Origin of the sequence: Amycolatopsis thailandensis, assembly GCF_042723255.1 — a bacterium.
Classification (GTDB): domain Bacteria; phylum Actinomycetota; class Actinomycetes; order Mycobacteriales; family Pseudonocardiaceae; genus Amycolatopsis; species Amycolatopsis thailandensis.
Window position 1 is genome coordinate 29,322 of record NZ_JBHXJK010000073.1, and the last position, 13,379, is coordinate 42,700.

A 13,379-nucleotide genomic window follows, 5' to 3' on the forward strand; every position below is an offset into this window, starting at 1 on the left:
GCGAACGACGACAACTGATCCACCATCGTGTTGATCGTGTTCTTCAGCTCCAGGATCTCGCCCCGCGCGTCCACCGTGATCTTCTGCGACAGATCACCCTTCGCCACCGCCGTGGTGACCTCGGCGATCGACCGCACCTGGTCGGTCAGGTTGCCCGCCATGAAGTTCACCGACGTCGTCAAGTCACGCCAGGTCCCCGCCACGCCGGGCACTTCCGCCTGGCCGCCCAGCCGGCCTTCGCTGCCCACTTCGCGGGCCACCCGGGTGACCTCGTCCGCGAACGACGACAACTGATCCACCATCGTGTTGATCGTGTTCTTCAGCTCCAGCATCTCGCCTTTGACGTCGACGGTGATCTTCTGCGACAGATCACCCTTCGCCACCGCGGTCGCGACCTCGGCGATGTCGCGGACCTGGCCGGTGAGGTTGCCCGCCATCGCGTTCACCGAATCGGTGAGGTCCTTCCAGGTTCCCGAAACCGAGGGCACCGCCGCCTGGCCACCGAGCTTTCCTTCGGTCCCCACCTCGCGCGCGACCCGGGTGACCTCGGAGGTGAACAGCGCCAGCTGGTCGACCATCCCGTTGAAGACGACCGCCATCTCGTCCATCAGGACGTCGTCCACCTGGGGCAACCGGGTGCTGAAATCGCCGTCGCGAACGGCTTTCAGCCCCTTCAACAACCGCTGCAAGCCTTCGTCGTCGATCGCTCCGCGCTTGTTTCCTGGCTCCGGCATCGAGGTGCCTCCTTTGTTCTGGTTCCCCCGCAGGTCCAGAGGGATACCGTCAATTCCGCGCGGACCAGGGAGGCCCCAGCGGAATCCAGAAGGCCACCGACGTACCTTCGCCGGGTCCGCTGGAAATCCGGAACCATCCTTGCGCCGCTTCCGCGCGCTCACGCATCGACGCCATTCCGATGTGTTCGCCCGAGGCCACTTCGCGAGAACCCTCGACGCCCGCCTTCATCCCGTCGCCGTTGTCGGCCACCTTCACCAGAAGGCCGCCGTCCTGCCCTGTCAGTGAGACCTCGACCGCGGTGGCGTTCGCGTGCTTTCGCACGTTGACCAGCGCCTCCTGCAGGATCCGGAACGCCGTGACGACGATGTCGGGCGGTGGTTTGGCGGTGAAATCGTGCCGCAGCGTGCACTCCAGGCCCCAGCCGGTGACGACGTCGTCGAGGTACTCGCGGACCGAGGCGACCAGGTCATCGTCGTCCAGCGCGGGCGGCCGCAATTGGGCGACCAGGATCCGCAAGCGCCGGATCGCCCCTTGAATCGCCTCGTCGAGTTGTGCCAGCGCGGAATCCCGCCGTTGCGCGGCGAGCATCTGCAACCGCATGCTCACCGCGATCATCGACTGGATGGAATCGTCGTGAACATCCCACGCGATACGGCGACGTTCGGTTTCCTGTGCCCGGACGAAATGCGCGAAAGCCCGTCGCCGCCCGGTCGTTTCCTCCTGCGATTTCCGGTGTTCGGTGAGATCACGGGTGACTTTGCCGAAACCGACGAGAGCGCCTTCCCGGTCCCGCAAAGCGGTGATCACGGTGTTGGCCCAGAACTTCTCACCGCCACGGCGGAGCCGCCAGCCCTCGTCCTCGTGGCTCCCCATCTCGGCCGCGATCAGCAGTTCCTCGGCCGGTTTTCCGTCGGCTATGTCCCTGTCGGTGTAGAAAACAGAGAAATGACGGCCGAGGATCTCCGCTTCGGAATACCCCTTGATCCGCTCCGCCCCCGTGTTCCAGCTGATCACGCGGCCGTCCACGTCCAGCATGTAAATGGCGTAGTCGACGACGCTGTGCACGAACAACTCGAAGAGCACAGCGTTTCGGTGATCAGGCGCCTGTTCCGATGGCAGCATGGCCATAGTGCAGCTTGGCACTCGGATACCTGTCACCGCTACGGCCGTTCGAGGAGGCCATTCTTCCGCGCGTGCGCGACGGCTTCGAGTTTCGAATGGGTGCCGGTCTTCACCAGGATCCGCTGCACGTGATTTCGCACGGTATTCCGCGCGAGCCGCAACTCCTCGGCGATCCGGTCGGTTCCCGCGCCGTCGGCGATCAGCCCGAGCACCTGTCGTTCCCGCAGGGTCAGCACCGGGCCGAGCCTGCCGGTGTTCCCGGCCAGCATGGCGAGGGCACCGCTGAGCAGTTCCGGCTCGATGACCACGTCGCCCGCCGCGACGGTCCGGATCGCCGTGACCAGCTCGTCGAGGAGACCCGATTTCAGCAGCAGACCGGCCCCGCCGACCTCCAGGATCCTGGCGGCGATGGCGCTGTTCGCGTCGCCGGTCAGCACGAGCACCCGGCTCGACGGCGAGATCGCCCGGAACCCGGCGATCGCCTCGATCCCGTCGCCGTCCGGAAGCCGCCGGTCGAGCAGGACGATGTCCGGCAGGTGCTCCCGCGCCGCGATCATCCCGTGGGAGAGGGACTCCACCGACGCCACCAGATGGATTTCCGGGAATTCCTCGAACGCCGCGCCGAGCGCCTCGGCCACCATCTTGTGGTCTTCGACGAGCAGCACCCGGATCGGGGCCGCGGCCGGGGGCATGGGCCGCGGAAAGGTCGGGTTCGACATGCACCTTCTCCGTGTTCGTGGTCTCGCCGGGACCATTGTCCGGCAGATTCCCGGAAATCAATCCTGCCCACGGCCGCATTCACCCGGGTGCGGTTCCACCGACCAGCGCGACCGGGCACCGCGCGCGGCCCAACAGCCCCTGCGCCGTGCTTCCGAGCCCGCCGCCGGCCGAGCCGATGACGATCAGCCCCGCGTGCGGGACCGCCCGGATGAGGGCACGGGCCACGTTGCGGTCGCGGACGACCACGAGCCGGAAGACGACTCCGGGATACTTCTCGCGCCAAGCCGCCACCCGGTCCGCCAGCGCGCGTTCCTCAGCCGCTTCGACACTCGCCAGTTCGGCTCCGGCATCGAGGACGCTGTCGTGCCAGGCGTGCACGACGATCAGGGCGGCATTCCGCGCGGAAGCGCTCTCGAGCGCGAAACCCAGGGCACGTTCGCTGTCGCCGGACGGATCGACGCCGACGACCACCTCGCCCCGATGGGGAGCGGTGAGACCGCGGACGACGACCACCGGGCATCTCGCGTGTCCGGCCACCTCCGTGGCGACCGCGCCGATCGGCGCTCCGCGCAGGGCCCCGAACCCGTGGGTTCCCAGCACCAGCAGCGACGCCGACCTCGACGCCGCGACCAGTTCGTCGATGATGCCGCCGGGTTTCACCTCGTGTTCGGTGGCCACCGCCGGTTCGGCTTCCCTCGCGACACTCGCGGCGGCGAGGTTGTCCTGCGCGGCGCCACCTTCCCAGCGGCGGCCGTCGATGTGGAGGAGCTTCAACGCGCTGTCCCGCCTCGCCGCTTCACCCGCCGCCCAGCGCACCGCCGCCCGGGACGACTGCGAGGCGTCCACGCCGACGACCACGGCGGTGCGCCGCTGGATCCCGGTCATCACCGGCCTCCCGTCCCGCCGCCGGAACCGGCGGACGTCCGCCGACAGCCTGCCCTCCGGCGCGGCGCCGGCACAGGGCATGAAGTCCTTTTCCCAGAACGAGGACGGAAGTTCCGGCGGGCATTGTCCCACCGTCCCCGCCGGTCCTGGCGGTTCGACGCCAACCCGTGACCCGGAGTACCCGTCCGGCGACCGAGAGGGGTCTTTGTGCCCTCGATGGCACAACCTTCGGCGCTGACCGCGACGGCTCGCGATACCGCATCGTCGAAGGTGACGAACAGTCGGAATCCTCGCGCGGAAAGGGTGATCGGGACGTGACCACGAGAATCGCCGAGACCCGCCGCCGTCCCGGCACGCACGCCGGCACCACTTGGCCGCTGGTCTCCGCCGAACTCGAAAAGCTGCCGCGAGTGGTGGCTCGACCCGAGACCCACGTTCCGCCACTCGACGAGGTAATCGCCGCTGTCCGGCGTCTCGAGGACACGGCGCCCGCCACCCGGCGCCGATACCACGTCCTGCGATGGACCACGCGGGACCGGCGCGTCCAGCGGTTACGCGGCTGGCTCAGCGGCGTAGCCGGCTGACCGGGCGGGCGTCCGTCACACCGGACGCCACCGGCCGATGTCGGACTCCATCGGCACGATCCGGATCAGCGACGAGCGGATCTTCAGTTCGATCGCGCGATCCCGGCCGCGGGTGCCGCGTGGGGCATAGGGGTAGAAGGTGCCGCGTTCCCGTCGGTAGACCATGGTCAGCCTCGGGTGACGCATGTCCCGCAACTCGGCGAAGTCGACCGTCGTGTGTAGCAACCAGGACGCGAACCCGGCCTGAGCCAGCCTCTCGTTGACGTCGACGAGATCGTCGAGGAGCCAGCCCAGATCCCCGTTCTCCCGCCAGCAGCGCACGATGGTCCGCCCGTGCGCGTCGTGGGTGACCAGGTTGCGGCGGGCCGAGTCCCCGGCGAGTCCGGCGATGATCTCCGCCTCCGTCCCCTCGCCCGGCCGGCCTTCGGCGACGAAACAGACCGTCCCCGACCCGGTCGGCGCCAGCCCGTACCCGGACCGCAGCGTCAGCACCGCCGACCTCAAATCCAGCAACGGAAGCAGGCTCGGCCGCACCGAACGACTCTTCCCGAGTAGGCTTGCCAGCAGCGCCATGACCTCACGCATCCTTTCCTCTGCGTGAAGCCTTTCCGATCGGGCCCTCGCGCCCTAGGGCCGCACGGTCGCGCGTTCACCGGGACAAGTCCCCGGTTCCGGTGACCAACGGCCCTACCAGCGATTGCCGGGGATTTCCCGGCAATTGTCACCGGTTCCGGCGCCGAAGAAGTTTCTCGCTGTCCAGCGTACCCGCCACGAACTCGCGCGCCACCTCGGAAACCTTCCTGTTCGAACTCCGGGCGAAGGCGCGCAGACGTTGAAAGGCTGCACCGAGGTCGAGACCGGCGCGCTCGGCGAGCATTCCTTTTGCCTGCTCGATGATCACCCGGCTGTCGAGCGCGTTCTGCAACTGCCCCGAAAGCGTCCGGTAGTGGTGCAATTCCCGATGTTGCAGGAGACACAGGGCGGCGACGTCGGCGAGCGCCTGGCCGAGCCGGCGGTCTTCGGCGCTCAGAACCGCGGTTTCGGCACTGAGCAACGCTATCGAACCGATGGTTTCCTCCATCGCGCGCATCGGGATCGCGGAAACCGCGGTATAGCCCTGTTCCACCACTCTCGCCACGTAGCCGGGCCAGCGCCGGATCTCGGCGGGAAGGTTCTCGACGGCGACCTCACTCCCGGTCTCGAAGGACTCGAGCGCGGGCCCCTCCTCGACGACCGGGGGACAGCGTTCCAGTTTCAGCCCCGGCAAGAAGACTTCCATCGAATCGATCGGCAGCAGCCGCACGCATTCGCTGGACAACGTGTCCACGACCCGATCCGGCCCCAGATCCTCCGTGACACTCGCGGTCAAACTCGCGAATGCCGCGCAGACCGCGGATTCCCTGTCCACCCCAGAGGCGATCTGCTCGCGCCAGCTGTTCACCAGTGCGATTCTGGCCCGCACCAGGAGACCCGGCAACGACCAGATGGCCGATCCTGTCAGGCGACCACGAAGGTCATCTCGGATGGGTAACGATCACGGAATTCACCGGTTGCGCCGCAACGAAATCGGCGGCACGGTGTTCGCCCTCAGCGCGTCTTCGTCCATAGTGGACTCTCCGATTCCCGCCTTGCCGATCCTCTCCGCGACCAGGGCGCCGGGATCGTCGAGCGCGTCGGCCCTGCCGCTCAGGAAAGCCCACTCGTGCTCGTCCGAGCCGTAGTAGAGAACGGTCCCGAACGACTCGGTGAACCGGCGCCACGACGCGACGAGCGTCTGGTTGCGCCACAGCGTCGGGCAGCCGCCCTGGCAGCCGACCACTCCCCCTTCGGCGAGCAGCTCCGCGCACCTGGTCAGGAAGTCGGTTCCGTACAACCGGTTGTGCTGCGCCGCCGGATCGTCGTTCTCGTCCGGCAGGTCGATCACCACCACGTCGTAGGTGTCGCCGCGTTCGCGCGCCTCGGCGAGGAATTCCCAGCCGTCGCGGTAGTGGACGCGGATCTCGCCCTCGCCTCGCTCGGCACGGGCCAGATCGTCGAGCGTGTAGCCGTAGGGAAGATGCTCGGCGCAAGCACGCACCGCCTCGGCGTCGATGTCGACGTGGTCGACGACCTCAGCCCCCGCGGCGACCGCGAGCTCGGAGGCGACCCCTTCGCTGGAGCCGATGATCAGCACCCGCTCGACGCGTTCGGCGAGCAGCAGCGATGGGACCATCAGCGCCTCGTGGTAGACGAGCTGGCTCAGCTCGGTGCTCTGCCGTTCGTCGTCGCAGAACAGGGAGATCCCCTGCGCGGTCCGTCCGATGAGGACGTTCTGGAACGCGGTCCGGCCCTCGAACAGGACCTCCTCGACGTCCCAATTCCGGGTGAGCCCCGCGCCCATCGGCTCGACGATCACTCGTGGCGCCATCAGTTCTCTCCTCGTTCCACAGTGGACATCCGGACGGTGCCGGCGCCCAGCATCTTCGCCAGCAGTGTGACCGCCCGCTCCGGATCCGCCCGGTCCCCGCAGGTGAACACGTCCACGAACACCGACCCGATCTCCGGATAGGTGTGCACGGACGCGTGCGACTCGGCCAGCAGCGCGAGCGCGGTGACCCCTTGCGGGGCGAAGGAATGGGACACGACCTCGCAGACCGTCGCCCCCGCCTCGGTGACCGCGTCGGCGAGGGTCTTCTTCAAGAGTTCGGCGTCGTCGAGCAACGACGGCTCGACCCCCTCGAACTCCGCGAGTACGTGGCGGCCGGCGAACCGGCCGACGAGCGGCTCTTCACCCGGCATCGGCGAACCTCCCCACACAATAGGTGCGCAACGGCTCGATTCCGTTGAAAGCGACGGAAGAATAGCTGGCGGTGTACGCCCCGGTCCCCGGGATGTCCAGCCGGTCTCCCGCCTTCAGCGAAATCGGCAGCGCGCACGGCGTCCGCTGGTACAGCACGTCGTCACCATCGCAGGTCGGCCCCGCGAGGACCACCGGCCCTTCCGGACCTTTGACGCCGACGGGCTCCAGTCGATACGCGACAGCTTCGTTCTCGCACTCCGCCATTCCGTTGTACCTGCCGACGTCGAGATAGACCCAACGGCGTTCGTCGGCGGCGGCGCGAGTGGTCACCAGGACGACCTCTGTCCGGATGAGTCCCGCGTCGGCGACGATCACCCGGCCCGGTTCCAGCAGCAGTTCCGGTCCCGGCAGGTGCCTTTGGAGGGCGGCGTGGACCACCGCCGCGTAATCGGTGAGCGACGGTACGGACTCGCGGTGCTCGGTGGCGAACCCGCCGCCGATGTTGAGCCGCTCCAAGCCGACGCCTGCTTCGGCGGCGACCTTGGCCGCGGTCGCGATCCCGATCTCCCACGCCGTCGGATCCGGCTGCTGCGAACCGACGTGGAACGCGATTCCGGGCCGCAGCCCGGCTTCCACGGCCTGCCGGAGCAGCGTGGCGGCCACCGCCGGTTCGCAGCCGAACTTGTGGCCGAACGGCGTCACCGAGTCCGGGCCGCCGGTCAGCAGGCGGACCGACACGAGTGAACCGGGCGCGTGCTCGGCCAGATTCGCCAGATCGCCCGCGGAATCCGTGGTGAATTCACGGACGCCGCGCTCGTACGCGGCCGCGATGTCCGCGGGTTTCTTGATCGTGTTGCCGTAGGCCAGTTCCGCCGCTCGCGCGCCGCGGGACAGGCACAGCGCGATCTCCGCCGTGCCCGCCACGTCGAACCCGGCTCCCGCCGACAGCACCGCGTCGAGCACTTCGGGAGTGGGATTCGCCTTGACCGCGTACCGGATCAGCGCGTCCGGGAACGCCGCCGAGACCGCGGCCGCCCGGTCCGCCACCAGGTCGGTGTCCACGACCAGGCACGGTGTCGGCGGTTCACGGTCCGCCAGGAAGGCGCGGATCCGGTTCAGGCTTTCGGTCACACGCCCCAGGGTGTCAAAGGCCGATCACCGGCACGGAACCCGGGGTCACGCCCGGGCGTCGTCCGAGGCCTGCTCCGGCAGGTCCACGCCGTGCTCGGCGGCCAGCCGCTCCAGGTTCGCCAGATCGGCGCCGACGGCCGAGGCACGATCGTCGTCCGAGTCCCGCCTGGCGATCCGGACGTCTTCCCTCGCCTGCCGTACCCGGTCCCGCAGATTCACCGCGAACTCGCTCATCGTGCACCCCCGATCTTTCGCACCTTGTCTGCTTTCACCCTAAGACCCTCCGAATCGGTCACCGACGTGATCTGTGTCATCACGGGTTCGTTCGTGTCGGAGTGAAGCAGTATGACGGCACGACCCGCGTTTCGCAGATCAGCGGAGCCCGGCTTTTTCAACGGGCTCGGCCACCCCGGCCCGGCGGCCGATCACCGCGAGCGGGGCGAGGGCGCAGAGGCCACCCGCGACGGCGACCAAGACGTATCCGCCGAGGCCGAACAACTGCCCGGCGAGCAGGCTCGCCGCCGCGGAGGTCCCCCAGACGAAGGCGTCGACAGTGCCCTGCGCCCTCGCTCGCTGAGCGGGCGGGAGATCGCGGCTGAGCATGCCGCTACCGCCGACGAACACCAGGTTCCAGCCGTAGCCCAGCAGGAACATCGCGACCGGGATTCCCACGTGATGCGAATCGGGCGCGCCGATCGCGGTGACCGCCGCGACGGTGAGGGTGCCGATGCCGCCGAAGATGGTCGCGCGGCCGCCCCAGCGGTCGGTGATCCAGCCGGACAACGGCGCCAGCGCGAACATCCCGATCAGATGGGCGCTCAGCACCCAGCCGACGACGTCGAGCCCCTGGCCGTGCTCGTGCAGCTGCACCGGGGTCATCGTCATCACCGCCACCATGGCCAGCTGCGCGCCGACCATCGCCACGAGCGGCCCGAGGATCACCGGGTTCCGCACGGACATCCGTTCCCGCCTCGGCGCCCGCTCCGCCGGGGCGGCGAGATTTCGCGGCAGAGTGACGACGGCGACCACGGCGATGGCCACGACGACCGCGCCCGCCGCGATCGGGCCGGACAGGGCGGGTAGCTCGGCGGCTTCCGCCCGGGCCGCGGCGGGCGCGATCAGGGCGGGCCCGGCGACCGCGCCGACGGTCCCCGCCCAGACCATTGTGGACAGTGCGAAACCCTTGCGGTGCTCGGGCGCCAGGTCGGCGGCCGTGTATCGCGACAGCTGCGCCCCGCTGTTGCCGAAACCGATCAGCGGCATCCCCGCCACCAACGCGAGCACGGATCCGCCGAGCACGCCCGCGAACGAGATCAGCGCGCCCGCCACCGCCGCCCCGTACATCAGCACCAGGACGAGCCGCCTGCCGTAGCGGGCGGCCAGCGCGCCCGACGACAGCGAACCCGCGGCGGAACCGAGTACCAGCACGGCGTTCGGCAGCCCGCTCCACGCGGCACCGGCGTGCTCGACCACGATCAGCGCCGCCGTGGTGGACAGGCCGACGACCGCGGTGCTGAGACAGGCGACGCCCATGAAGAGCGCGAACATCGGTTTCATGATTCAAACCTAGGGATTCCGGCCGCTCCGGCGAATAGGCTGGCGAAGGCCTCGCGGGGGTGCGAGGCCCATCATGAAAGGAATCCGGGCTCGATGACCTTACGATCGGAAAGAGCGCTGGACGACCTCGACTGGCGGCTCCTCGAAACGCTCCAGAGCGACGGGCGGCTCTCCTTCAAGGAGCTGAGCCGCCGCGTGAACCTCTCCGCCCCGGCGGTCGCTGAACGGGTCCGGCGGCTGGAGGAGGCGGGCGTCATCACCGGGTATCGCGCCCAGGTCGACGCGCGCCGGGCCGGGTACGACCTGCAGGCGTTCGTCGAGATGCGCTGCTCGCTCGGCAGCTGCCTGCTGCGCACCAGCAAGTCGGAGGACTATCCGGAGGTGGTCGAGCTGCACCGGCTCAGCGGAGACCGCTGCACCATGCTGAAGGTGCGGGCGGTGTCGCTCGAACACCTCGAAGGCCTCTTCGAACGGCTGGGCAAACACGGCGAGATCAGGTCGTCGGTGGTGCTGTCGACCCAGTACGAGGGCAGGCCGGTCGGGCCGCCGGTCGAGGACTACCTGAAGGCGACCAAGAGCGAGGGCTGGAGCGTCTGAATACTGGTCACCATGACTTTGCTCTTCGTCGACGGGTGGTTCGGTCCCGAGCCCGGGGACTGGCAGTCCGTGTGGTGCGACCGGTACCCGGGTTCGAAGCGCTTCGCACAGGACGACTGGGACGAGCCCGTCCGCGAAGACTGGGTCGCCAGGCTGGACGAGGCGCTCGTGGAGACCACCGCGCCACCCGTTCTCGTCGCGCACAGCCTCGGCTGCCTGACCGTGCTGCACTGGCTCGCGGACGGCGGGGACAGGCCCGTGCGCGGCGCGTTGTTCGTGACACCCGCCGACGTCGAAGAGAACCCGGAGCCCGCGTTGGCCGGATTCGCCCCGATCCCCCGCCTCACCCTCCCTTTCCCCGCCGTCGTGGCCGCCAGCGCGAACGACCGCTGGATGACCCCGGCCCGCGCGCGGTCCTTCGCCGGGATCTGGGGCGCCGAGTTCGCCGACATCGGTCCCGTCGGGCACCTCACCGGTGCCCACGGTCCGTGGCCCGAAGGCGAGAAGCTGCTCGCCACCCTGCTTTAGGCGCTGTCCGGTCAGGAATCGAGAAGCGACGGCGGCCCGGCTTCGCTTAGCGTGATCACCGTCGCGGACGCACCACGCGAACGACGAGGAAAAACGGCTCGAAGCTGGTTAGATCGAGCCCGGAAAGGCTGACGGACCGTACACGCGGCCGGATCAGGATGGAGACACGATGCGCAAGACCACCAGGCCGCAGCCACCCGAGGAACACCCCGCGGACAGCCACGATCTGATCCGCGTACTGGGCGCGAACGAGAACAACCTCCAGAACGTCGCCGTCGAACTGCCGAAGCGCCGGCTGACGGTGTTCACCGGTGTCTCCGGGTCGGGCAAGAGCTCGCTGGTCTTCGACACGATCGCGGCCGAGTCGCAGCGGCTGATCAACGAGACCTACAGCACCTTCGTGCAGGGTTTCATGCCGACGCTGGCCCGGCCCGAGGTCGACGTCCTCGACGGCCTGACCACCGCGATCATCGTCGACCAGCAGCGGATGGGGTCCGACCCCCGCTCCACGGTCGGCACCGCCACCGACGCCCACGCGATGCTGCGCATCCTCTTCAGCCGGATCGGCAAGCCGCACATCGGCTCCCCGCAGGCCTTCTCCTTCAATGTCGCCTCGATCTCCGGAGCGGGCGCCGTGACCCTCGAAAAGGGCGGACGGACCACGAAGGAACGCCGCGAGTTCAGCATCACCGGCGGTATGTGCGCCCGGTGCGAAGGCCGGGGCAAGGTCAACGACATCGACCTCACCGCCCTGTTCGACGAGACCAAATCCCTCAACGAGGGCGCGCTGACGATTCCCGGTTTCTCCATGGAGGGCTGGTACGGCCGCATCCTGCGCGGCTGCGGTTTCTTCGACCCCGACAAGCCGATCAAGAAGTACACGAAGCGGCAGTTCGACGACCTGGTCTACAAGGAGCCGGTCAAACTCAAGATCGAAGGCATCAACCTGACCTACTCGGGTCTGATCCCCACGATCCAGAAGTCGTTCCTGTCCAAGGACCGGGAGGCGATGCAGCCGCACATCCGCGCGTTTGTGGACCGGGCGGTCACCTTCACCACCTGTCCCGAATGCGACGGCTCCAGGCTGAGCGAGCTCGCGCGCTCGTCGAAGATCAAGCGGATCAACATCGCCGACGCCTGTTCGATGCAGATCAGCGACCTCGCCGACTGGGTCCGCGGGCTCAAGGAGCCGTCGGTCGCGCCGCTGCTGGAGAAGCTCCAGCACACACTCGACTCCTTCGTGGACATCGGACTCGGCTATCTCTCCCTCGACCGGCCGTCCGGCACGCTCTCGGGTGGCGAGGCCCAGCGCACGAAGATGATCCGGCACCTCGGCTCCTCGCTCACCGACGTCACCTACGTCTTCGACGAACCCACCATCGGCCTGCACCCGCACGACATCCAGCGGATGAACAACCTGCTCGAGCAGCTGCGCGACAAGGGCAACACGGTGCTGGTCGTCGAGCACAAGCCGGAGACGATCGCGATCGCCGACCACGTCGTCGACCTCGGCCCCGGCGCGGGCACCGCGGGCGGGACGATCTGCTTCGAGGGCACCGTCGACGGCCTGCGCGCCAGCGACACCATCACCGGCAGGCACCTCGACGACCGGGCGTCGCTCAAGGACAGCGTCCGCGAGTCCACCGGCAAACTGGAGATCCGCGGCGCGGACCGGCACAACCTGCGGAACGTGAACGTCGACGTCCCGCTCGGCGTCCTCTGCGTCGTCACCGGTGTCGCGGGCTCCGGCAAGAGCTCGCTGATCCACGGATCGATCCCGTCCGCCGAGGGCGTGGTCTCGGTCGACCAGACGCCGATCCGCGGCTCGCGGCGGAGCAACCCGGCCACCTACACCGGCCTGCTCGAACCGATCCGCAAGGCGTTCGCCAAGGCCAACGGCGTGAAGCCCGCGCTGTTCAGCGCCAACTCCGAGGGCGCCTGCCCGAACTGCAACGGCGCGGGCGTCATCTACACCGACCTCGGCATCATGGCGGGCACCGCGACCACCTGCGAGGAGTGCGACGGCAAGCGGTTCCAGGCCTCGGTGCTGGAGTACACCTTCGGCGGCAAGAACATCAGCGAGGCACTCGCGATGCCCGTGTCCGAAGCCGTGGAGTTCTTCTCCGAGGGCGAGGGACGCGTCCCCGCCGCGGCCGCGATCCTCGCCAGGCTCAACGACGTCGGGCTCGGCTACCTCAGCCTCGGCCAGCCGCTCACCACGCTGTCCGGCGGTGAACGGCAGCGGCTGAAGCTGGCGACGCACATGGGCGACAAGGGCGGTGTCTACGTCCTGGACGAGCCGACCACCGGTCTGCACCTCGCCGACGTCGAGAACCTGCTCGGCCTGCTGGACCGGCTCGTGGACGCGGGCAAGTCCGTGATCGTGATCGAGCACCACCAGGCGGTCATGGCGCACGCGGACTGGATCATCGACCTCGGTCCGGGCGCCGGTCACGACGGCGGCAAGGTCGTCTTCGAGGGCACGCCGTCCGACCTCGTCGCGGCGGGTTCGACGCTGACCGGTGAGCACCTGGCGGCCTACGTCGGCAAGTGACCCCCGGGCAAGCCCCGCGTTTAGTCCTCTGAATGCGGAGGGCGGGGCGGTCTTGGGTCGGGCTGGTCGTGAGTGGCGATTCGGGTTATTGAGGGTAAGGCAAATGTGGCGTGTTGTGTCGCTCGTCCGTACGTCGGCCTCGGGTGTCGCGAAAGCCACTTTCGGGACATCAGGTGTCCTGAAAGTG

Annotated in this window: 15 protein-coding genes; 4 read left to right on the forward strand and 11 right to left on the reverse strand. The window is 68.6% G+C overall.

The genetic code is table 11. The features are described 5' to 3' along the window. The 4 genes from ACFWMR_RS26485 to ACFWMR_RS26500 form a co-directional block, all read right to left on the reverse strand. Nucleotides 1-734: HAMP domain-containing protein (locus ACFWMR_RS26485; protein ID WP_378380305.1), on the reverse strand; the 734-nt coding region annotated here is incomplete at its 3' end. A gap of 49 nt (nucleotides 735-783) precedes the next feature. Then, complete coding sequence (locus ACFWMR_RS26490) at nucleotides 784-1,818, reverse strand: PAS domain-containing sensor histidine kinase (protein ID WP_378380306.1); 1,035 nt, start codon at nucleotides 1,816-1,818, stop codon at nucleotides 784-786. 77 nt (nucleotides 1,819-1,895) lie between these two features. Next, entirely contained in the window at nucleotides 1,896-2,576 is a 681-nt protein-coding gene (locus tag ACFWMR_RS26495) for a response regulator (protein ID WP_093935767.1), read from the reverse strand. A 79-nt stretch (nucleotides 2,577-2,655) separates the two neighbouring features. Then, nucleotides 2,656-3,543, reverse strand: a complete 888-nt coding sequence (locus tag ACFWMR_RS26500) for a universal stress protein (RefSeq protein ID WP_378380307.1) — start codon at nucleotides 3,541-3,543, stop codon at nucleotides 2,656-2,658. Nucleotides 3,544-3,776: 233 nt separating this feature from the next. Between ACFWMR_RS26500 and ACFWMR_RS26505 the strand changes: the two genes are divergently transcribed. Then, the gene (locus ACFWMR_RS26505; protein WP_093935765.1) at nucleotides 3,777-4,046 is read left to right on the forward strand and encodes a hypothetical protein; all 270 of its coding nucleotides are present in this window, start codon (nucleotides 3,777-3,779) and stop codon (nucleotides 4,044-4,046) included. Between the two features lie 15 nt (nucleotides 4,047-4,061). Here the strand turns inward: ACFWMR_RS26505 and pspAB are convergent, their stop codons facing one another. The 7 genes from pspAB to ACFWMR_RS26540 all read right to left on the reverse strand — a co-directional run bounded on the left by pspAB (nucleotide 4,062) and on the right by ACFWMR_RS26540 (nucleotide 9,513). Beyond that, entirely contained in the window at nucleotides 4,062-4,631 is a 570-nt protein-coding gene (pspAB, locus tag ACFWMR_RS26510; protein WP_378380308.1) for a PspA-associated protein PspAB, read from the reverse strand. A gap of 136 nt (nucleotides 4,632-4,767) precedes the next feature. Then, the gene (locus tag ACFWMR_RS26515) at nucleotides 4,768-5,487 is read right to left on the reverse strand and encodes an ANTAR domain-containing protein (RefSeq protein ID WP_378380309.1); all 720 of its coding nucleotides are present in this window, start codon (nucleotides 5,485-5,487) and stop codon (nucleotides 4,768-4,770) included. Nucleotides 5,488-5,589: 102 nt separating this feature from the next. Next, the gene (locus tag ACFWMR_RS26520; protein ID WP_378380310.1) at nucleotides 5,590-6,453 is read right to left on the reverse strand and encodes a spermidine synthase; all 864 of its coding nucleotides are present in this window, start codon (nucleotides 6,451-6,453) and stop codon (nucleotides 5,590-5,592) included. After that, complete coding sequence (gene speD, locus ACFWMR_RS26525; protein ID WP_093935760.1) at nucleotides 6,453-6,824, reverse strand: adenosylmethionine decarboxylase; 372 nt, start codon at nucleotides 6,822-6,824, stop codon at nucleotides 6,453-6,455. Before speD ends, ACFWMR_RS26520 begins: the two co-directional genes overlap by 1 nt. Further along, nucleotides 6,814-7,956: a type III PLP-dependent enzyme gene (locus ACFWMR_RS26530; protein ID WP_378380311.1), complete on the reverse strand. Its 1,143-nt coding sequence runs from the start codon at nucleotides 7,954-7,956 to the stop codon at nucleotides 6,814-6,816. Before ACFWMR_RS26530 ends, speD begins: the two co-directional genes overlap by 11 nt. Nucleotides 7,957-8,001: 45 nt before the next feature. Continuing rightward, nucleotides 8,002-8,190, reverse strand: coding sequence for a hypothetical protein (locus tag ACFWMR_RS26535; protein ID WP_093935756.1), 189 nt, complete (start codon nucleotides 8,188-8,190; stop codon nucleotides 8,002-8,004). A 138-nt stretch (nucleotides 8,191-8,328) separates the two neighbouring features. Beyond that, the gene (locus tag ACFWMR_RS26540) at nucleotides 8,329-9,513 is read right to left on the reverse strand and encodes an MFS transporter (protein WP_378277219.1); all 1,185 of its coding nucleotides are present in this window, start codon (nucleotides 9,511-9,513) and stop codon (nucleotides 8,329-8,331) included. A 93-nt stretch (nucleotides 9,514-9,606) separates the two neighbouring features. Here ACFWMR_RS26540 and ACFWMR_RS26545 point away from each other — a divergent pair, with 93 nt between their 5' ends. From ACFWMR_RS26545 to ACFWMR_RS26555, 3 genes are all read left to right on the forward strand, one after another. Then, the gene (locus ACFWMR_RS26545) at nucleotides 9,607-10,110 is read left to right on the forward strand and encodes an Lrp/AsnC family transcriptional regulator (RefSeq protein WP_005158937.1); all 504 of its coding nucleotides are present in this window, start codon (nucleotides 9,607-9,609) and stop codon (nucleotides 10,108-10,110) included. A gap of 12 nt (nucleotides 10,111-10,122) precedes the next feature. Further along, nucleotides 10,123-10,638, forward strand: a complete 516-nt coding sequence (locus ACFWMR_RS26550) for an RBBP9/YdeN family alpha/beta hydrolase (RefSeq protein WP_378380312.1) — start codon at nucleotides 10,123-10,125, stop codon at nucleotides 10,636-10,638. A gap of 169 nt (nucleotides 10,639-10,807) precedes the next feature. Further along, complete coding sequence (locus ACFWMR_RS26555) at nucleotides 10,808-13,192, forward strand: ATP-binding cassette domain-containing protein (RefSeq protein WP_378380313.1); 2,385 nt, start codon at nucleotides 10,808-10,810, stop codon at nucleotides 13,190-13,192. Nucleotides 13,193-13,379 lie beyond the last annotated feature (187 nt).